27 protein-coding genes are annotated in these 17,408 nt (G+C 64.6%); 25 read left to right on the forward strand and 2 right to left on the reverse strand.

The features are described from left to right. Nucleotides 1-3: 3 nt before the first annotated feature. The 24 genes from rplV (at nucleotide 4) to BLR19_RS01225 (ending at nucleotide 14,288) form a co-directional block, all read left to right on the forward strand. Complete coding sequence (gene rplV, locus BLR19_RS01105; RefSeq protein ID WP_017506054.1) at nucleotides 4-384, forward strand: 50S ribosomal protein L22; 381 nt, start codon at nucleotides 4-6, stop codon at nucleotides 382-384. Further along, complete coding sequence (rpsC, locus tag BLR19_RS01110; protein WP_017506053.1) at nucleotides 384-1,139, forward strand: 30S ribosomal protein S3; 756 nt, start codon at nucleotides 384-386, stop codon at nucleotides 1,137-1,139. The genes rplV and rpsC overlap by 1 nt, the downstream gene beginning before the upstream one ends. 3 nt (nucleotides 1,140-1,142) lie before the next feature. Continuing rightward, nucleotides 1,143-1,583 carry a 50S ribosomal protein L16 gene (rplP, locus tag BLR19_RS01115; protein ID WP_017506052.1) on the forward strand — a complete coding sequence of 147 codons (441 nt, stop codon included), beginning with the start codon at nucleotides 1,143-1,145 and terminating at the stop codon, nucleotides 1,581-1,583. Then, complete coding sequence (rpmC, locus tag BLR19_RS01120; protein ID WP_008263673.1) at nucleotides 1,583-1,780, forward strand: 50S ribosomal protein L29; 198 nt, start codon at nucleotides 1,583-1,585, stop codon at nucleotides 1,778-1,780. The genes rplP and rpmC overlap by 1 nt, the downstream gene beginning before the upstream one ends. Nucleotides 1,781-1,790: 10 nt before the next feature. Next, nucleotides 1,791-2,033 (forward strand): 30S ribosomal protein S17, encoded by a 243-nt coding sequence (gene rpsQ, locus BLR19_RS01125; protein ID WP_017506051.1) that lies wholly within the window; start codon nucleotides 1,791-1,793, stop codon nucleotides 2,031-2,033. A gap of 18 nt (nucleotides 2,034-2,051) precedes the next feature. Next, the gene (gene rplN / locus BLR19_RS01130; RefSeq protein ID WP_003164378.1) at nucleotides 2,052-2,420 is read left to right on the forward strand and encodes a 50S ribosomal protein L14; all 369 of its coding nucleotides are present in this window, start codon (nucleotides 2,052-2,054) and stop codon (nucleotides 2,418-2,420) included. 1 nt (nucleotide 2,421) lies between these two features. Then, a complete protein-coding gene (rplX, locus tag BLR19_RS01135) occupies nucleotides 2,422-2,730 on the forward strand; it encodes a 50S ribosomal protein L24 (protein WP_039248554.1) in 309 nt (102 codons plus the stop codon). After that, complete coding sequence (rplE, locus tag BLR19_RS01140) at nucleotides 2,730-3,290, forward strand: 50S ribosomal protein L5 (RefSeq protein WP_017506049.1); 561 nt, start codon at nucleotides 2,730-2,732, stop codon at nucleotides 3,288-3,290. The genes rplX and rplE overlap by 1 nt, the downstream gene beginning before the upstream one ends. A gap of 19 nt (nucleotides 3,291-3,309) precedes the next feature. Continuing rightward, nucleotides 3,310-3,615 carry a 30S ribosomal protein S14 gene (rpsN, locus tag BLR19_RS01145; RefSeq protein ID WP_055753393.1) on the forward strand — a complete coding sequence of 102 codons (306 nt, stop codon included), beginning with the start codon at nucleotides 3,310-3,312 and terminating at the stop codon, nucleotides 3,613-3,615. Between the two features lie 15 nt (nucleotides 3,616-3,630). After that, nucleotides 3,631-4,029, forward strand: a complete 399-nt coding sequence (rpsH, locus tag BLR19_RS01150; RefSeq protein ID WP_008262310.1) for a 30S ribosomal protein S8 — start codon at nucleotides 3,631-3,633, stop codon at nucleotides 4,027-4,029. Nucleotide 4,030: 1 nt separating this feature from the next. Then, the gene (rplF, locus tag BLR19_RS01155; protein WP_055753394.1) at nucleotides 4,031-4,564 is read left to right on the forward strand and encodes a 50S ribosomal protein L6; all 534 of its coding nucleotides are present in this window, start codon (nucleotides 4,031-4,033) and stop codon (nucleotides 4,562-4,564) included. Between the two features lie 3 nt (nucleotides 4,565-4,567). Further along, the gene (gene rplR, locus BLR19_RS01160) at nucleotides 4,568-4,924 is read left to right on the forward strand and encodes a 50S ribosomal protein L18 (protein ID WP_008259637.1); all 357 of its coding nucleotides are present in this window, start codon (nucleotides 4,568-4,570) and stop codon (nucleotides 4,922-4,924) included. A 12-nt stretch (nucleotides 4,925-4,936) separates the two neighbouring features. After that, nucleotides 4,937-5,545 (forward strand): 30S ribosomal protein S5, encoded by a 609-nt coding sequence (gene rpsE / locus BLR19_RS01165; RefSeq protein ID WP_055753395.1) that lies wholly within the window; start codon nucleotides 4,937-4,939, stop codon nucleotides 5,543-5,545. Between the two features lie 3 nt (nucleotides 5,546-5,548). Beyond that, complete coding sequence (gene rpmD / locus BLR19_RS01170; RefSeq protein ID WP_055753396.1) at nucleotides 5,549-5,737, forward strand: 50S ribosomal protein L30; 189 nt, start codon at nucleotides 5,549-5,551, stop codon at nucleotides 5,735-5,737. A 142-nt stretch (nucleotides 5,738-5,879) separates the two neighbouring features. Further along, the gene (rplO, locus tag BLR19_RS01175) at nucleotides 5,880-6,473 is read left to right on the forward strand and encodes a 50S ribosomal protein L15 (protein WP_055804617.1); all 594 of its coding nucleotides are present in this window, start codon (nucleotides 5,880-5,882) and stop codon (nucleotides 6,471-6,473) included. Nucleotides 6,474-6,601: 128 nt separating this feature from the next. Further along, nucleotides 6,602-7,981 (forward strand): preprotein translocase subunit SecY, encoded by a 1,380-nt coding sequence (secY, locus tag BLR19_RS01180; RefSeq protein WP_017506043.1) that lies wholly within the window; start codon nucleotides 6,602-6,604, stop codon nucleotides 7,979-7,981. A 37-nt stretch (nucleotides 7,982-8,018) separates the two neighbouring features. Then, on the forward strand, nucleotides 8,019-8,579 hold the full coding sequence (locus tag BLR19_RS01185) for an adenylate kinase (protein ID WP_091746236.1): 561 nt from the start codon (nucleotides 8,019-8,021) through the stop codon (nucleotides 8,577-8,579). An 81-nt stretch (nucleotides 8,580-8,660) separates the two neighbouring features. Next, nucleotides 8,661-9,344 carry an energy transducer TonB gene (locus tag BLR19_RS01190; protein WP_255366362.1) on the forward strand — a complete coding sequence of 228 codons (684 nt, stop codon included), beginning with the start codon at nucleotides 8,661-8,663 and terminating at the stop codon, nucleotides 9,342-9,344. A gap of 884 nt (nucleotides 9,345-10,228) precedes the next feature. Then, nucleotides 10,229-10,597 carry a 30S ribosomal protein S13 gene (rpsM, locus tag BLR19_RS01200; RefSeq protein ID WP_026108555.1) on the forward strand — a complete coding sequence of 123 codons (369 nt, stop codon included), beginning with the start codon at nucleotides 10,229-10,231 and terminating at the stop codon, nucleotides 10,595-10,597. Nucleotides 10,598-10,606: 9 nt separating this feature from the next. Then, complete coding sequence (rpsK, locus tag BLR19_RS01205; RefSeq protein WP_013268944.1) at nucleotides 10,607-10,996, forward strand: 30S ribosomal protein S11; 390 nt, start codon at nucleotides 10,607-10,609, stop codon at nucleotides 10,994-10,996. 93 nt (nucleotides 10,997-11,089) lie between these two features. Beyond that, the gene (locus tag BLR19_RS01210) at nucleotides 11,090-12,109 is read left to right on the forward strand and encodes a DNA-directed RNA polymerase subunit alpha (RefSeq protein ID WP_017506040.1); all 1,020 of its coding nucleotides are present in this window, start codon (nucleotides 11,090-11,092) and stop codon (nucleotides 12,107-12,109) included. A 104-nt stretch (nucleotides 12,110-12,213) separates the two neighbouring features. Further along, a complete protein-coding gene (rplQ, locus tag BLR19_RS01215) occupies nucleotides 12,214-12,633 on the forward strand; it encodes a 50S ribosomal protein L17 (RefSeq protein ID WP_055804627.1) in 420 nt (139 codons plus the stop codon). A gap of 89 nt (nucleotides 12,634-12,722) precedes the next feature. Then, nucleotides 12,723-13,181 (forward strand): GNAT family N-acetyltransferase, encoded by a 459-nt coding sequence (locus tag BLR19_RS01220; protein WP_091746244.1) that lies wholly within the window; start codon nucleotides 12,723-12,725, stop codon nucleotides 13,179-13,181. 189 nt (nucleotides 13,182-13,370) lie between these two features. Next, nucleotides 13,371-14,288 (forward strand): LysR substrate-binding domain-containing protein, encoded by a 918-nt coding sequence (locus BLR19_RS01225; RefSeq protein ID WP_091746247.1) that lies wholly within the window; start codon nucleotides 13,371-13,373, stop codon nucleotides 14,286-14,288. Here the strand turns inward: BLR19_RS01225 and BLR19_RS01230 are convergent. Both BLR19_RS01230 and BLR19_RS01235 read right to left on the reverse strand, forming a co-directional pair. Further along, the gene (locus tag BLR19_RS01230) at nucleotides 14,260-15,117 is read right to left on the reverse strand and encodes an ABC transporter permease subunit (RefSeq protein ID WP_091746253.1); all 858 of its coding nucleotides are present in this window, start codon (nucleotides 15,115-15,117) and stop codon (nucleotides 14,260-14,262) included. The genes BLR19_RS01225 and BLR19_RS01230 overlap by 29 nt on opposite strands. Next, nucleotides 15,107-16,018 (reverse strand): ABC transporter ATP-binding protein, encoded by a 912-nt coding sequence (locus tag BLR19_RS01235; protein ID WP_091746256.1) that lies wholly within the window; start codon nucleotides 16,016-16,018, stop codon nucleotides 15,107-15,109. Before BLR19_RS01235 ends, BLR19_RS01230 begins: the two co-directional genes overlap by 11 nt. A 99-nt stretch (nucleotides 16,019-16,117) precedes the next feature. Here BLR19_RS01235 and BLR19_RS01240 point away from each other — a divergent pair, with 99 nt between their 5' ends. Further along, complete coding sequence (locus BLR19_RS01240) at nucleotides 16,118-17,362, forward strand: alkaline phosphatase family protein (protein WP_091746259.1); 1,245 nt, start codon at nucleotides 16,118-16,120, stop codon at nucleotides 17,360-17,362. Nucleotides 17,363-17,408: the final 46 nt, after the last annotated feature.

Genomic DNA, 17,408 nt, shown 5'->3' on the forward strand with positions numbered 1-17,408 from the left:
CCGATGGCCCAGACAAAAAACGAGCGTCGGGTCGCCCCGACCGAGGCCCGCGCCAAGCTGGTCAACGTGCGTATCAGCCCGCAAAAGCTGAACCTGGTCGCCGCTTCGATCCGCGGCATGCCGGTCCAGAAGGCGCTGAACGAGCTGGAATTCAGCCGTAAGCGCATCGCTGGCGACGTCCGCAAGGTCCTGTATTCGGCAATCTCGAACGCCGAGAACAACCACAACCTCGACATCGACAATCTGGTCGTCGCCGAGGCCTTCGTGGGCAAGAACCTGGTGATGAAGCGTTTCGCGAGCCGTGCTCGCGGTCGTTCGTCGCGCATCCTGAAACCGTTCAGCGAGATCACCATCGTGGTCCGTGAAGCCGGCGAGGCCGCCTGATGGGACAGAAAATCAATCCGGTCGGTCTGCGCCTCGGCGTGAACCGCACGTGGGACAGCCGCTGGTTCGCCGCCGGCGCCGACTATTCCCGCCTGCTGCACCAGGACCTGAAGCTGCGCGAGTGGCTGCGGGAACGCCTGGCCGCCGCCGGCGTGTCGCGCATCATCATCGAGCGCCCACACAAGAAGTGCCGCATCACCATCTACGCCGCCCGTCCGGGCGTCGTGATCGGCAAGAAGGGCGCTGACATCGAGAAGCTCCGCAAGGACATCTCGGCGCGCACCGAGGGTGAAGTTCACCTGAACATCATCGAAGTCCGCAAGCCGGAAACCGATGCTCAGCTGATCGCCGAAAACATCGCGCAGCAGCTGGAGCGCCGCGTGGCCTTCCGTCGCGCGATGAAGCGTTCGATGCAGTCGGCCATGCGTCTGGGCGCCAAGGGCATTCGTATGAATGTCTCGGGTCGTCTGGGTGGCGCGGAAATCGCTCGTATGGAATGGTACCGCGAAGGTCGCGTGCCGCTTCACACGCTGCGCGCCGACATCGACTATGGTTTCTATGAAGCCAAGACGACCTACGGCATCATCGGCGTGAAGGTCTGGGTCTTTAAGGGTGAAGTGCTGGAGCACGATCCCATGGCGCAGGACAAGCGTTGGGCCCAGGAAGCTTCGGGTCCGTCCTCGAACGAAGGCCGCGAACGCGGCGGCCCCCGTGGCGACCGCGGTCCGCGTCGCGACCGGGGACGTGAGAACTAAGTCATGTTGCAACCGAAGAAGACCAAATACCGCAAGGCCTTCAAGGGCCGGATCCATGGCTCGGCCAAGGGCGGTTTCTCGCTGAACTTCGGGTCGTATGGCCTGAAGACGCTGGAGCCGGAACGCATCACCGCGCGTCAGATTGAAGCGGCTCGCCGCGCGATCACTCGCCAGATGAAGCGCCAGGGCCGCGTCTGGATCCGCGTCTTCCCCGACCTGCCCGTCACGGGCAAGCCGGCTGAAGTCCGGATGGGTAAGGGTAAGGGCGCCGTGGACCACTGGGCCGCGCGTTGCCACCCGGGCCGTATCCTGTTTGAAATCGACGGCGTGCCGGACGATGTCGCCCGCGAAGCACTCCGTCTCGGCGCCGCCAAGCTGCCGGTCCGCACCAAGGTCGTGACCCGTATCGACGCCGGCGTCGCGCATGTGGAGGCTGCCGCCTAATGACCAAGATCGCCGATCTGCGGTCGCAAACGACCGACCAACTGTCCGACGAGCTGCTGAAGCTCAAGAAGGAACAGTTCAACCTGCGCTTCCAGGCGGCCACCGGCCAAATGGAAAAGACTCACCGCGTTGGTGAAGTCCGCAAAGACATCGCTCGCATCTCGACGCTTCTGCGCGAGAAGCGTGCGGCCTCGTAAGGAAACGAATATGCCCAAGCGAATTCTTGAAGGCGTGGTCGTGTCCGACAAGGGCGAGAAGACTGTCGTTGTGAAGGTGGAGCGCACCCTGCTTCACCCGCTTCTGAAGAAGACCGTCCGGTCGTCCAAGAAGTACCACGCGCACGACGAAGCCAACGCGCTCAAGGTCGGCGACATCGCTCGCATCGTCGAGTGCGCCCCCAAGTCCAAACTGAAGCGCTGGGAAGTCCTTTCCAACGCCTCCGCCTCGTAATCAGAAGGATCTGATCTTATGATCCAGATGCAAACTAACCTGGAAGTGGCCGATAATTCGGGCGCCCGCCGGGTCATGTGCATCAAGGTGTTGGGCGGCTCCAAGCGCCGCTACGCCTCGATCGGCGACACAATCGTCGCCTCCGTGAAGGAAGCCATCCCGCGCGGCCGTGTGAAGAAGGGCGACGTCGTTCGCGCCATCGTCGTGCGCACCGCCAAGGACATCCAACGCAAGGACGGCTCGGTCATCCGCTTTGACAAGTCGGCCGCCGTCATCGTCAACAAGCAGAACGAGCCTGTCGGCACGCGGATCTTCGGCCCGGTTCCTCGCGAACTGCGCGCCAAGAACCACATGAAGATCATCTCGCTGGCTCCGGAGGTCCTGTAACATGGCCGCCAAGATCAAGAAGGGCGACCGCGTCGTCGTCCTCACCGGCAAGGACAAGGGCCGCACGGGTAACGTGCTGAAGGTCCTGCCCACCGAAAACCGCGTCCTCGTCGAAGGCGTCAACATGGTTCAGCGCCACACGCGCCCGAGCCAGGCTGACCCGCAGGGCGGCATCAAGAACAAGGAAGCCTCGCTTCACCTGTCGAACGTCGCCATCGCCGACGCCAACGGCAAGGCGACCCGCGTCGGCTTCAAGATCGATGGGGACAAGAAAGTCCGCATCGCCAAGACGACGGGAGACGTCATCTGATGGCTACCGAAAAGTACACCCCGCGCCTCAAGGACGAGTATCACGCTCGCATCCGCCAGGTGATGAAAGAAAAGTTCGGCTACACGAACGAAATGCAGGTGCCCAAGCTGGACAAGATCGTCCTGAACATGGGCATCGGCGAAGCCGTCGCAGACTCCAAGAAGGCGAACACCGCCCTCAAGGATCTGACCGCCATCGCCGGTCAGAAGGCCGTCGCCACCAAGGCCCGTAACTCCATCGCCGGCTTCAAGCTGCGCGAAGGCATGGTCATCGGCGGTAAGGTCACCCTGCGTGGCGACCAGATGTACGAGTTCCTGGACCGGTTCATCACGATCGCGCTGCCGCGCGTGAAGGATTTCCGTGGTCTGAAGGGCACGTCCTTCGATGGTCGCGGCAACTACGCCACGGGTCTGAAGGAGCACATCGTGTTCCCGGAGATCAACTACGACCAGATCGATCAGATGTGGGGCATGGACATTGTCGTCTGCACCACGGCCAAGACCGATGAGGAAGCCAAGGCTCTCCTCACCGAGTTCAAGTTCCCGTTCGTGAAGAACTGAGCGGGAAGGGAAGAGCACAATGGCTAAGAAAAGCGCCGTAAACCGCAATGAAGCCGTCAAGGCCCTGGTTGCGAAGTATGCCGCGAAGCGGGCCGCCCTCAAGGCGACCGCCAACGACGAAAACCTGCCGCTGGAGGAGCGCTTCGACGCGCGTCTGAAGCTGGCCGAACTGCCGCGCAACTCCGCGCCGAGTCGCATTCGCAACCGCTGCGAAGTGACGGGTCGTCCGCGGGCGTTCTACCGCAAGCTCAAGATGAGCCGGATTGCGCTGCGTGAACTGGGCAACCTGGGCCAGATTCCCGGCCTGACGAAGTCCAGCTGGTAAGGGGAGCGAACAGACATGATGATCAACGATCCCCTGAGCGACATGATCGCTCGCATCAAGAACGCGGCGACCCGCAAGCGTTCCAAGGTGCTGACCCCGGCTTCCCGTCTGCGCCAGCGCGTCCTCGACGTGCTGCAGGACGAAGGCTACATCCGCGGCTACAACCTGGTTCAGAACCCGGGTGAGTTTCCGCAGTTCGAGATCGAGCTGAAGTACTTTGACGGTCAGCCCGTCATCGCCGAGATCGCGCGCGTGTCCAAGCCGGGCCGCCGCGTCTATTCGGCGATCGGCGATCTGAAGCCCGTCAAGAACGGCCTCGGCATCTCGATCCTCTCGACTTCGAAGGGCGTCATGTCCGACGCTTCAGCCCGCGACGCTAACGTCGGCGGCGAAGTCCTCTGCAGGGTCTACTGATATGTCCCGTATTGGCAAGAAAACCATCGCCGTGCCGAAGGGCGTGACTGTCACGCTCGACGGCCAGAACGTCACCGTCAAGGGACCCAAGGGCGAGAGCGCCTGGACCGTGGCCGACGAGATCGAAGTCAAGCAGGAAGGCGACGAGCTGTCGCTGACGCCGCGTTCGGACACGCCTCGCGCTCGCGCGATGTGGGGTCTGTCGCGCACCCTGGTCGACAACATGGTCGTCGGCGTCACCACGGGCTTCGAAAAGTCGCTGGAGCTGGTCGGCGTGGGTTACCGCGCCGCGATGAAGGGCGACGCCCTTTCGCTGCAACTCGGCTTCTCGCACGAAGTCGATATCGCTCCGCCGGCCGGCGTCAGCTTCGCTGTGCCGAAGCAGACCGAGATCAAGATCTCGGGCGCTGACAAGCAAGCCGTCGGTCAGATCGCCTCGGTCATCCGCAAGCTGCGTCCGCCGGAGCCCTACAAGGGCAAGGGCGTCCGTTACGCGGGCGAGAAGGTCCGTCGCAAGGAAGGCAAGAAGAAGTAAGTCATGGCTCTTTCTCTTCGACAACAAGCCAAGCGTCGCTCGGAGCGCACGCGTCGCCGCCTGAAGGCTGTCGCCAACGGTCGTCTGCGTCTGTCGGTCTACCGTTCGGACAAGAACATCTCGGCCCAGATCATCGACGACGCCCAGGGCGTGACCGTCGTGGCTGCCTCGTCGCTGGAAGGCGGCAAGGGCAAGCGCGGTTCGGACACGGCTGCGGCCGCCGCGATCGGCAAGCTGATCGCCGAACGCGCCATCGAGAAGGGCGTCAAGGACGTCGTCTTCGACCGTGGCGAGTACATCTATCATGGACGGGTGAAGGCGCTGGCGGAAGCCGCGCGTGAAGCCGGCCTGAACTTCTAAGGGACGCGACAGATGGCGCAACAACCCCAACGCGGCGGCGGCGGCAACGATCGCAATCGTCGTGACAACCGCAACGGTCCCGCTGCTGATGGTCCGGATTCCGACATCGTCGAGAAGCTGGTGCACATCAACCGCGTCGCCGCCACCGTCAAAGGCGGCCGTCGCTTCAGCTTCGCAGCCCTGATGGTCGTCGGCGACGGCAAGGGTCGCGTCGGCTTCGGTCACGGCAAGGCGCGCGAAGTGCCGGAGGCCATCCGCAAGGCGACTGAAGAAGCCAAGAAGACGATGATCCGCGTTCCGCTGCGCGAGAACCGCACGCTGCACCACGACGGCAACGGCCGTTGGGGCGCCGGCAAGATCATGATGCGCGCCGCCCCTCCCGGGACCGGCGTCATCGCGGGCGGTCCGATGCGCGCCGTGCTCGAAACCCTCGGCGTCCAGGACGTCGTGGGCAAGTCGACCGGTTCGTCGAACCCCTACAACATGATCCGCGCGACGTTCGAAGCGCTGAAGGTCCAGTCCTCGCCCCGTCAAGTCGCGTCCAAGCGCGGCAAGAAGGTCGCGGATCTGATGGGCCGCCGCAACGACGGCGCCTCGGCGCCCGAAGCCGTGGAGTCCTAAGTCATGGCTGAGAAGAAAACGCTCACCGTCAAGCAGACCGGTTCGCCGATCCGCCGCAAGAACGACCAGCGCGCCACCCTGGTGGGTCTGGGTCTGAACCGCCTGGGTCGTGAATCGACCTTGGAAGACACGCCTTCGGTTCGCGGGATGATCGCCAAGGTCGCCCACCTGACCGAGATCGTCGAAAAGTAAGCCGTTTCGCCCTCTCCCGAACCCGGGGGAGGGCGTTTCTGCACTTGCGAATACCCAGAGGGTCGCCTATCAGCGGCCCTTCATTTTTTCCAAGCCGAGTCCGGACGATGTCCGGGCGCTAGCACCCGAAAGGATCAGGCACATGAAACTGAACGAAATCCGCGACAACGAAGGCGCCCACAAGAAGCGCATGCGCGTCGGCCGTGGCCCCGGTTCGGGCAAGGGAAAGACCGCTGGCCGTGGCGTCAAGGGTCAGAAGTCGCGTTCGGGCGTCGCCATCGGCGGCTTCGAAGGCGGCCAAATGCCGCTGTACATGCGTATGCCGAAGCGCGGCTTCAACAACGCCAATGCTTTGAAGTTGGCTGAAGTGAACCTGTGGCGCCTGCAAGACGCCGTCGACGCCGGCAAGCTGGACGCCAAGTCCGAACTGAAGGGCGACGCCCTGGTCGCCGCCGGCGTGATCCGTCGCGTCAAGGACGGCGTGCGTCTGCTGGGCACCGGCGAGCTGAAGCAAGCGCTGAACCTGGTCGTCTGGTCGGCCACCGCCGGCGCCAAGAAGGCCATCGAGGCCGCTGGCGGCTCGGTCGTCGAGCAACGCATCGAAGCCGAAGCCAAGGCCGCCGCTCGCGTCGAGAAGCGCAACGCCGCCAAGGGCAAGGCTCCGGCTCCCAAGGCGCCGCGCGGCGACGAGAACAAGATCTCGGCCCGCACCAAGCGCACCGCCGCCAAAGCTTAAGTCACGCGTCGTCGCGGCGATTAGGTCGTGACCTGATTACATCTGCGACGACGAAAGAACGGAAGCGGCCCTCGCATGAGGGCCGCTTTCCGCCTATCTGACGACTCAATCAGTCGTGGGGACGCATAATGGCTTCGGCCGCAGAACAACTCGCCGCCAATATGAATATGGGCTCGTTCGCGAAAGCGACCGAACTGCATAAACGCCTGCTGTTCACGCTGGGCGCGCTTCTGGTCTATCGCATCGGCACCTATGTGCCGATCCCGGGCATCAACTCACAAGCCTTCCTGCAGTTCTTCCAGAACCCGGACGGTCAGCGCGGCATCCTGGACATGTTCAACATGTTCTCGGGCGGCGCGGTCGAGCGTATGGCCATCTTCGCGCTGAACGTGATGCCCTACATCTCGGCCTCGATCATCGTTCAACTGATGGGCACAGTGTATCCGCCCTGGGAGAAGCTGAAGAAGGAAGGCGGCGAAAGCGGCCGCAAGCAGCTGAACCAGTACACGCGTTATCTGACGGTGTTCCTGGCGCTGGCGCAGTCCTTCGGCATCGCGGCAGGCCTGAACAGCACGGCTGGCCTGGTCGACAACCCCGGCATCTTCTTCATCATTTCGACGGTTGTGACCCTGACCGGCGGCACCATGTTCCTGATGTGGCTGGGTGAGCAGGTGACGGCGCGCGGCGTTGGCAACGGCATCTCGCTGATCATCTTCGCCGGTATCGTGGCGGTCCTGCCGTCCACCATCGCCCGCCTGCTGGGCCTGGCCCAACAAGGCCAGATGTCGGCCTTCGCCCTGCTGTTCATCGCCATTCTGGCCGTGGCCACCGTGGTCTTCATCGTCTTCATGGAGCGCGCCCAGCGCCGTCTTCTGATCCAGTATCCGAAGCGCCAGGAAGGCAACCGCATGGCTGGTGGCGAGCGTTCGTTCCTGCCGCTGAAGGTCAACACCGCAGGCGTTATCCCGCCGATCTTCGCCTCGTCGCTGCTGATGCTGCCGACGACGGTCGCGACCATGACGGCCAACGCCGACCTGCCCAGCTGGATGAGCTGGCTGCCGCTGGTGACGGCTCAGCTGACGCACGGCCAGCCGCTGTTCATGGCGCTGTATGCCGCCCTGATCGTCTTCTTCTGCTTCTTCTACACCTCGATCACCTTCAATCCCGAGGACACGGCCGAGAACCTGCGCAAATACGGCGGCTTCCTGCCGGGCATCCGGCCGGGCAAGCGGACGGCGGAATATCTGGACTATGTCCTGACCCGCCTGACCGTGATCGGCGCCGCCTACATCACCGCGGTCTGCCTGCTGCCGGAGTTCATCGTCAGCCAGTTCGGCAACAGCCTGTACTTTGGCGGAACGTCTATCTTGATCGTCGTCTCGGTCACCATGGACACTGTGGCCCAGATCCAGTCCCAACTGCTGGCGCACCAGTACGAAGGCTTGATCAAGAAGGCCAAGCTGCGTGGTCGTGGCGGTCGCGGCGCTCCCACGCCGGTTCGCCGCTAAGTCTTAGGTTGTCAGACGCCCAGGGGAGGGCTGAAGCATGAACTTGATCCTGTTCGGACCGCCGGCGGCGGGCAAGGGCACCCAGGCCAAGCGGCTGGTGGAAGAGAAGGGCATGGTCCAGCTCTCCACCGGCGACATGCTGCGCGCGGCCATCGCCTCGGGCTCGGAGCTGGGGCTCAAGGTCAAGGACGTGCTGGCGCGCGGCGATCTGGTCACCGACGAGATCGTCATCGCCCTGATCGAAGATCGCCTGACGGAGGCCGAGGCCGCCGGCGGCGCGATCTTTGACGGCTTCCCCCGCACCGTGGCCCAGGCCGAGGCGCTGGACGAGATGCTGGCCAAGCGCGGTGTTCAGATCGACGCCGTCGTCCGCCTGAAGGTTGACGACGCCGCCCTGACCGAACGGATCGCCAAGCGCTTCGCCGAACAGGGCCGTCCAGACGACAATCCCAAATCCTTCAAGGTCCGGCTCGAGGCCTACAACCGCAACACCGCGCCTCTGCTTCCCTACTACGAAGCCCAGGGCAAGTTGACAGAGGCCGACGGCATGGGCTCGATCGAGTCCGTCGCCAAGGCGATCGACGAGGCCTTGGCCTGATTTGCGTTTTCGGGCGTTGATCGCCTGATGACTGAGTTGGACGGTCCTAAACCCCAAAAGACTCGCCTGCGTCGCTGGCGTATGGCGGGCATATTCGTCGGCGTCGCCGTCGCGGAAATCGGCTTGTTCCTGTGGCTAGGACAGGTGAGGGGGCCGGCGCCGACGCCCGTAGTCGAGCCGCCGCCGTTTGAGGTCGTGCTCTACGATCCGCCGCCGCCGATATCCAACGAACCCCCGGCGCCCGAGACCGGCGGCGGCGCCCCCGCTGCGCCATCCGTCATTCACACGCCGCCGCCTCCGCCCAAGGAACGCCCCCGCGAAGTTCCCGCCCCGCCCGTCAAGGCGCCGGAGCCTGCGCCCGTCGTCGGCATCGCACCGTCGCCGTCGCCGCAACCCGGCTTCGGCCAAGGCGGGCAGGGGACAGGCAGCGGATCCGGCGTCGGCTCTGGGGCCGGCCCCGGTAGCGGCTCGACCGGACCGCGTCTGGTCACCGGTCCCACCATCGGCCAGATTCGCGCCAATCATCCGCCGGGCGCCCGCAGCCGTTACGGCCGGGTCGAACTGTCCTGCGTTATTCGCCTGGACAGCCGGCTGGACGGTTGCCGCGTCATTCAAGAGACGCCCCCCGGTCTGGGCTTCGGCGCGGCCGGCTTGCAGGTGTCCGGCTATTTCCGCTTCCAGCCGCCGACGGAAGACGGTCGACCGGTCGAGGGCCAGCGGGTCACCGTCGGCGTCGATTTCGGCCGCCCGCCGAACAGAGGTTGACGGCTGCAACTGTGGATTTCATGTTGGTGACCTGGAGGGAAGGTCATGGTCGTCACACCGTCTGTGTTCCAAGCTCGGCGCAGCCGGTGGACGGCGATCGTCCTGGTGACGGCAGTGCACATTGCCGCTTTGTGGTTGTTGGCGCTGACGAGGACTGAAGTCAGCATCCCGGTCGCGCCTCCCATCTTTGACGTCGTTCTGTCGCCGCGTGTCGATCTCGGCAGCCAGCCAGAAGTTGCCAAGACGGGCGGCGCTGCGGCGGCGCCGTCTCGCACGCACAAGCCGCCAATCCCGCGCAAAGTTGAGCAAGAGCTGGAACAGCCTCGTATCCAAGCCGACGAGCAACCGCATGTGATCGGTTTGGCCGATACTGAAAGCGAGCAGCCAGGGCTGGGTCAGGGCGGAAGCGGTAATGGCAGAGGCGCAGGTGAAGGTGACGGTGACGGCGGCGGAGGCCGCACTGCTCCAATCTTGATCCAAGGCCCCGCCAACGCTGCGATATCGGAGGCTGTATCGCGAGCATCGCTTTACGACTCGACCGGGGCTCATGTGGTGCTACGCTGCCAACTAAGGCTGACGGAGAGATTAGAGCGGTGCCGCGTGGTGGGGGAGCACCCCCGTCCATCCGGCTATCGACACGAGGCGTTAGCGCGGGCGCGCGAGTTCCGGATCAAGCCTCCTACGAGCAGCGGGCGCGCCTTGGATCGACAAGCAATGACGATCGCCTTGGCTTTCCCCGGGCCGCCAAAGGACGCCGATAAGCCCTCTGGTTGACGCCCGGTGAATCATCTGTATAAGGGCGCCTTCCCGCGAAGGGCGCCACGCTCCTGGTTTGTTAACCGGAGCGTTTGTTGCGTCTGACTAACGCGTATCTGGAGAATTTCGTGGCCCGTATTGCTGGCGTCAACATCCCGACCAACAAGCGCGTAGAGATCGCGCTTCAGTATATCCATGGCATCGGCCCCGCCGCCGCCAAGGACATCACCGAGAAGGTGGGCATCGAGCCCGCTCGCCGGGTGAACCAGTTGACGGACGCCGAAGTCCTGTCGATCCGTGAAACGATCGACAAGGATCACACCGTCGAGGGCGACCTGCGCCGCGAGACGTCGATGAACATCAAGCGTCTGATGGATCTGGCCTGCTATCGCGGCCTGCGTCACCGTAAGGGCCTGCCGGTCCGCGGCCAGCGCACCCACACGAACGCCCGCACCCGCAAGGGTCCCGCCAAGCCGATCGCCGGCAAGAAGAAGTAAGACAGACACATGGCCAAGGAACCGGGTCGCGTAAAGAAGCGCGAGCGCAAGAACATCACCTCGGGCGTCGCCCACGTGAATGCGTCGTTCAACAACACCATGATCACGATCACCGATGCCCAGGGCAACGCGATCTCATGGTCTTCGGCGGGGCACATGGGCTTCAAGGGTTCGCGTAAATCGACCCCTTACGCCGCTCAGATGGCTGCGGAAGACGCAGGCAAGAAGGCCCAGGAACACGGCGTGAAGACGCTGGAAGTGAACGTTTCGGGTCCGGGCTCCGGCCGTGAATCGGCCCTGCGCGCGCTGCAGTCGGTCGGTCTGACGATCACGACGATCCGCGACGTCACGCCAATGCCGCACAATGGTTGCCGTCCGCCCAAGCGTCGTCGCGTCTAAGCGATAGCGTTCTAAGGCACCCCCAATCTCCGTCCGCTCCATCATGGCCTCGTCGACAAGGCCGGAGCAGGCGAAACCCGTTCGAGGGACAAAATGATCGAAAGAAACTGGCAAGAGCTGATCCGTCCCGAGAAGCCGCAGATCGAGATCGGTTCCGACGCCCAGCGCAAGGCGCGCCTGGTGGCCGAACCCCTCGAGCGTGGCTTCGGCGTGACGCTCGGCAACGCGCTCCGTCGCGTTCTGCTGTCCTCGCTGCAAGGCGCAGCCGTCACGGCCATCCAGATCGACGGCGTCGTTCATGAATTCTCGTCGCTGGAAGGCGTGCGCGAAGACGTGGTCGACATCGTCCTGAACATCAAGCAACTGGCGCTGCGCATGCATGCCGAAGGCCCCAAGCGCATGACCCTGCGCGCCACGGGCCCCGGTCCGGTGACGGCCGGTCAGATCGACGTGCCGGCGGATATCGAGGTTCTGAACCCCGATCACGTCATCTGCACGCTGGACGACGGCGCATCGGTGCGCATGGAACTGACCGTCCAGAACGGCAAGGGCTATGTCGCCGCCGAGCTGAACCGTCCGGAAGATGCGCCGATCGGCCTGATCGCCGTCGACGCCCTGTATTCGCCGGTCAAGAAAGTGGCTTACCGCGTCGAGCCGACCCGTCAGGGTCAGTCGCTGGACTACGACAAGCTATTGCTGGAAGTCGAAACCAACGGTGCGGTCACGCCGGTTGACGCCGTGGCCTACGCCGCGCGCATCCTGCAGGACCAGCTCCAGATCTTCATCACCTTCGAAGAGCCCAAGAAGGCTGTTGAGCAGTCGGACGGCAAGCCCGACCTGCCTTTCAACCCGGCGCTGCTGAAGAAGGTCGACGAGCTGGAACTATCGGTTCGTTCGGCCAACTGCCTGAAGAACGACAACATCGTCTACATCGGCGACCTGATTCAGAAGACCGAGGGCGAAATGCTTCGCACCCCGAACTTCGGCCGCAAGTCGTTGAACGAGATCAAGGAAGTTCTCACGACGATGGGCCTCAGCCTCGGCATGGATGTGCCGAACTGGCCGCCCGAAAACATCGAAGATCTGGCCAAGAAGTTCGACGACCAGATCTAAGTTCAACCCTCCGCCCGTCTCCTTCGGGAGAATGTCGGGGCGGTTAGAAGATTACGGTTCCAGGTCCGATTGAGGATACCGGTTCCGGAGTAGGAGAGACCCAGATGCGCCACGGCGCCGCCCATCGTAAACTCGGTCGCACGAGCAGCCACCGCACCGCCATGTTCGCCAACATGGCCGCCTCGCTGATCAAGCACGAGCAGATCACCACGACCCTGCCCAAGGCGAAGGAACTGCGTCCCTTCGTCGAGAAGCTGGTCACCCTCGCCAAGAAGGGCGACCTGCACGCGCGTCGTCAGGCCATCAGCCAGGTTCGCGACGTGCCGCAAGTCGGCAAGTTGTTCGAAACGCTTGGCCCGCGCTACAGCGAGCGTAACGGCGGCTATATCCGCATCATGAAGGCCGGCTTCCGCCACGGCGACAACGCCCCGATGGCCGTCATCGAGTTCGTCGACCGCGACGTCGAAGCCAAGGGCAAGGACTCCGGTCCGGTCCTGGCCTTCGAAGGCAACGACGAAGACTAAGATTTGGTCGTTTGACCAAACGCCGGAAGGGCGGTCGGAGCGATCCGACCGCCCTTTTGCTTTGCGTGGAAACCGGACATGAGGGGTGAATGACCGTCGCCATCGTCGATTTTCGTCCCGATCACGCCGTCGCCTGGGCGCAGTTGAACACCGCCTGGCTGATCGAGGGCGGCTTCACCATCGAAGCCAAGGATCGGCTCGCGATCGATGATCCGCAGGGCGTGTTCCTGGATAAGGGCGGGCGCATCTTCATCGCTGAGAGGGATGGGGAGCCCGTGGGCTGCTGCGCCATGGTCCCGACCGACGACGCGGTGGAGGTCTGCAAGATGACGGTCACGCCCGCCGCGCGCGGCCTGGGGCTGGCGCGACGCCTGCTCGAGGCCTGCGAAGCGGCGGCGCGGGAAGCAGGCGCCGCCCGCCTCTACCTGGAAACCAACAGCGCCCTGAAGCCCGCGATCGCTCTGTATGAAAGCGCCGGCTTCATGCATCTGCCGCCACGGCCCACGCCCTATGCGCGCGCGGACGTCTTCATGGAGAAACGGCTTTAGCCGCTCCAGAGCGCGGCGATCGCCATGCTCCATATGAGCAGAATGCACAGGCCGTAGGCGATCTGATCCTGAAGCGAGCGGCGTGGTGGTTCGGGCGGTGGGTTCGGAAGCGGCATCGTCAAGCTTGAAGCCGATAGGCGACGACGGCGAAATCGATTAAGCGGGTGGAGGTCTGTGAGGGGAGGTCACATGTCGGGTCGCGCGCCGCCGCCGCTAAATGCGCTGCGAACCTTTGAAGTGTTCGCTCGGCACGGGAGCATGACCCGTGCAGCAACCGAGTTGTGTGTCACCCACGGCGCAGTCAGCCGTCAGATCGCGGCGCTGCAGGCCTCATTGGGCGTGGCTCTGGTGACCGGGCCACGCCATGCGCTGACGCTGACCGAGACTGGCGCAAAGCTGGCCGAGGGCCTGACGCCAGCGTTTAGCGCGATCATGGATGCGGTCGAGGCCGCGCGGCAGGGCGTGGCGCGGGAGATCGAGATTTCTTGTTTGGGCACCTTCGCCCTAAAATGGCTGATCCCACGTTTGCCGTCCTTTCTGGAGGCGCATCCTGAGGTGCGCGTGAGGCTGTCGGAATCCTATGCGCCTGTCGATTATCGGCGCGACCGCTTCGACGGCGCCATCCGCATCGTGGAGCCGGATCAGGTCCATGCGCGAACCGAAGCGACACCCTTCCTGGCTCAACATCAGGGACCTGTCGGATCGCCATCCATGATGACCCAGCTGCCAACGATGGAAGCCTTAACTGGCGCGCCGCGGCTGCATTCTGCGACCTTCCGTCGGGCGTGGTCGGTCTGGGCTGAACTGGCTGGCGTGACCCTGCCGGCGGCGGCGATGGAGCGAGAATTCGCGCACAATCATTCGCTGGTGGAAGCGGCGATCGCTGGGTTGGGCGTGGGGATTGCGCCTTGGGCTTTCGTGGCGCCAGACGTGATGGCCGGTCGGTTGGCCGCGCCATTCGGCTTTGTCGAACGGCCGTCCCGGTTCGTCTTTCTGCGGCCGGAAGGCCGCAAGGACGCGGCGGTGGACGCCTTCCGCGACTGGCTGGTTGCGGAAGGCGCGCGCAGTCCGTCGCCGCCTATTCCTTCGACAGGTCCTGGCGGTTGAACCAGGCGACGGCGGCGGCGAAGGGGACGCCGATCCAGAGGGCCAGGCTGAGGACGCCCTTGAGTACGGCCTGATCGGGCAGTTGCGCCGCCGATGCGCCGCCCTCGATGGCGGCTTTGAGCAGGTCGGTGGCCATGCCCGGCGACAGCAGCGGCAGAAGCCAGCCGTCCGGCGTCACGCCCATCGGCAGCAGCAGTTGCGGCAGGAAGAACTGGGCCACGCCGATCACCAGCGGGGCGAACAGGGCCGCCAGCAGCGACCGGGTCACCACGGCGGCCAGAAGGCCCAGCATGGTGAACTGCAGGATGCGCGCCCAGGAGGTCAGGGTCAGAAGGCCGAAGTCCGCGGCCGCTGCGCCGGTCATCGAGAAGGTGAGGGGGCGGCCGAATACCGCCGCCTGGATCACACTGGCGATCACGTCGGAGATCAGGGCGGCGATGGTAGCCAGTACGATCACCAGACCCACGACCGCGACCTTGCCGGTCAGCAGATTCGGCCGGGTGTTGCGCGCGCTGATCAGCCGCCAGGTTTCCCAGCGATAGTCGCCGGCGTAGATGGTCGCCGCGCCGATCAGGACGAACATCAGGATGGCGGGATTGGCGAAGTCGCCCGCGCTCTTGACCAAGGTCATCCCCAGATCGAGCGGGCCGCCCTTCATCAGTTCGGGCGGCAGCTTGCCGGCCAGTTTGGCCTCGTTGGCCTTGGCGACGACGAAGCCCAGAGTGGCGAGGATCACGCCCATGATGGGGATGAACAGCACGCTCCAGAACAGGGCGGTGCGGTTCTTGGATAGGCGGTAGGTTTCGGAACGGATCGCGTCAGCCAGCACGGTTTTGCTCCTGCACGCCGGTCCAGCCGGTTTCGCTCATGCAGACGTCTTCCAGGTCCGCGCCGATCCAGCGGGCTTCTTCGATATCGACTCCGCCCTCTACTAGAGCCTTGATGGCGGCGGCGGCCTCGGCGCGAGGCACGGCGGCCACGATCGCGTCGCCCTCCAGCGTCGCGCGGTCGCCCAGCACCGACATGGCCTTCGCCAACGGCGTGACCGACAGGCGCAGACGCTCGCCCGAGGCGGTCAGATCGGAGACGCGGCCCTCGGTGATCACCTTGCCCTTGTTGAAGATGGCGACGCGGTCGCAGACGCGCTGGACCTCCTGAAGCTGGTGGCTGGCCAGGATGACCGTCACGCCGTCGTGGTCGGCCAGGCTGCGGATCAGGGCGCGCATCTCCTGGATGCCGGGCGGATCCATACCGCTGGTCGGTTCATCCAGGATGACCAGGTCCGGCTTGGTCATCAGGGCGGCGGCGACGCCCAGGCGTTGCAGCATGCCGACCGAAAAGCCCTTCACGCGCCGATTGGCGGCCTCGGTCAGTCCGACGCGTTGCAGCCAGTTGTCGATCTCGGCCGAGGACACGCCGCCATGGGCGCGGGCCAGCCATTCCAGCACCTGGCGGGCGGTCATGAACGGCGGAAAGCGCGGCGTTTCGATCATCGAGCCCATGCGCCGCATCGAGGCCGGGTCGCCGATCCGACCGCCCATAACCGTGGCCACGCCCTCGGTCGGACGAATCAGACCCAACAGGGTGCGAAACAGCGTCGATTTGCCCGCACCATTGGGACCCAGAATGCCGTAGACCCCGCCGCGCGGGATCGACAAGGTCAGGCCGTCCAAGGCCTTTACCGTCCCGTAGGTCTTGGTCAGGCCGCGAATGTCGATGACGGTTTCCATACGCCAAGCTTGGCGAGTGAACGCCGGTCGCACAAGCCGTCGCGTGGCTGTCGTCCATTAAGTTTAGGCAATGGTTCAGTGTCGCCTTGGAGTAAGTTCATGTCTCGTTTCGTCGCCGCCGGCCTGGCCGTAGCCGCCGCCTTCGCCGTCGCGTCCTGCGCCGGGGCCCCTCAGCCCGCCCATACATCGCCGGTTGTCGAGCAGGCCGCGCAGACGACCCGTCCCGATCTGGTCATCCTGGTGTCGATCGACGGCTTCTCGCCGGACTATCTGGGCAAGGGGCAGACGCCGGTGCTGGACGGACTGGTCGCCGGCGGTGCGTTCGGGCCGATGCGGCCGTCGTTCCCCAGCGTGACCTTCCCCAACCACTATACGCTGGTGACGGGGCTGCATCCGGATCACCACGGCGTGGTCGGCAACCGGTTCACGGACGCGCAACTGGGCGCCTTCACCATGGCCAGCAAGGAAAGCGGCTTCTGGGATCAGGGCGAGCCGATCTGGGTCACGGCCGAAAAAGCCGGCGTGCGCACCGGCACCATGTTCTGGCCGGGATCGGAGGTCGAGATCCACGGCGTACGGCCCAGCCAGTCGGCGCCGTTCGACCAGGCAATGCCGGGCGATGCGCGCGTGGATCATCTGCTGTCTTGGCTGGACCTGCCGATGGATCAGCGACCGAAGCTGGAGACGCTCTATTTCGACATCGTCGACACCGCCGGTCACCGCAACGGCCCCGATGCGCCCGAAACGCGCGCCGCCGCCGCATCGGTCGACGCCTCGATCGGACGGTTGATCGAGGGGCTGAAGGCGAGGGGGCTTTATGATCGCACGATGCTGGTCGTGGTGTCGGATCACGGCATGGCCGCGACCTCGCCGGACCGGGTCGTTTGGATCGACGACATCATCGATCCGGCGGCGCTGAAGATCGGCTATGGCGGAGCGGTCCTGACCGCCGATCCGGCGCCGGGCCGCGAGGCCGAGGTGCAGCAGAAGCTGGTCGGACGCCATCCGCATATGGAATGCTGGAACAAGGCCGATGTGCCGGCGCGGCTGGTCTATGGATCCAACCCACGCGTGGCGCAGATCGTCTGTCTGGTCGAGACTGGCTGGTTGACGGCGACGCGGGATCGGCCGGTGACGCGGGCGGGCGGCGCCCACGGTTATGACAATCAGGCGCCGGAGATGGCGGCGATCTTCATCGCCCATGGGCCGGGCGTGGTCGCCGGGCGTCGGCTGACCGATATGGACAGCGTCGATGTGCAGCCTTTCCTAGCGCGGATGCTCGGGATTGCGGCGCCGGCCGGCGACGGGCGTGCGCAAGACACCTTGCCCGTCACCATGCCCTGATGGGGTGATTGGCGAGCCGACGATTTGAGCGCACACTGGTCGCCAA

The sequence above is a fragment of the Brevundimonas sp. 374 genome, assembly GCF_900102995.1.
Classification (GTDB): Bacteria; Pseudomonadota; Alphaproteobacteria; order Caulobacterales; family Caulobacteraceae; genus Brevundimonas; species Brevundimonas vesicularis_C.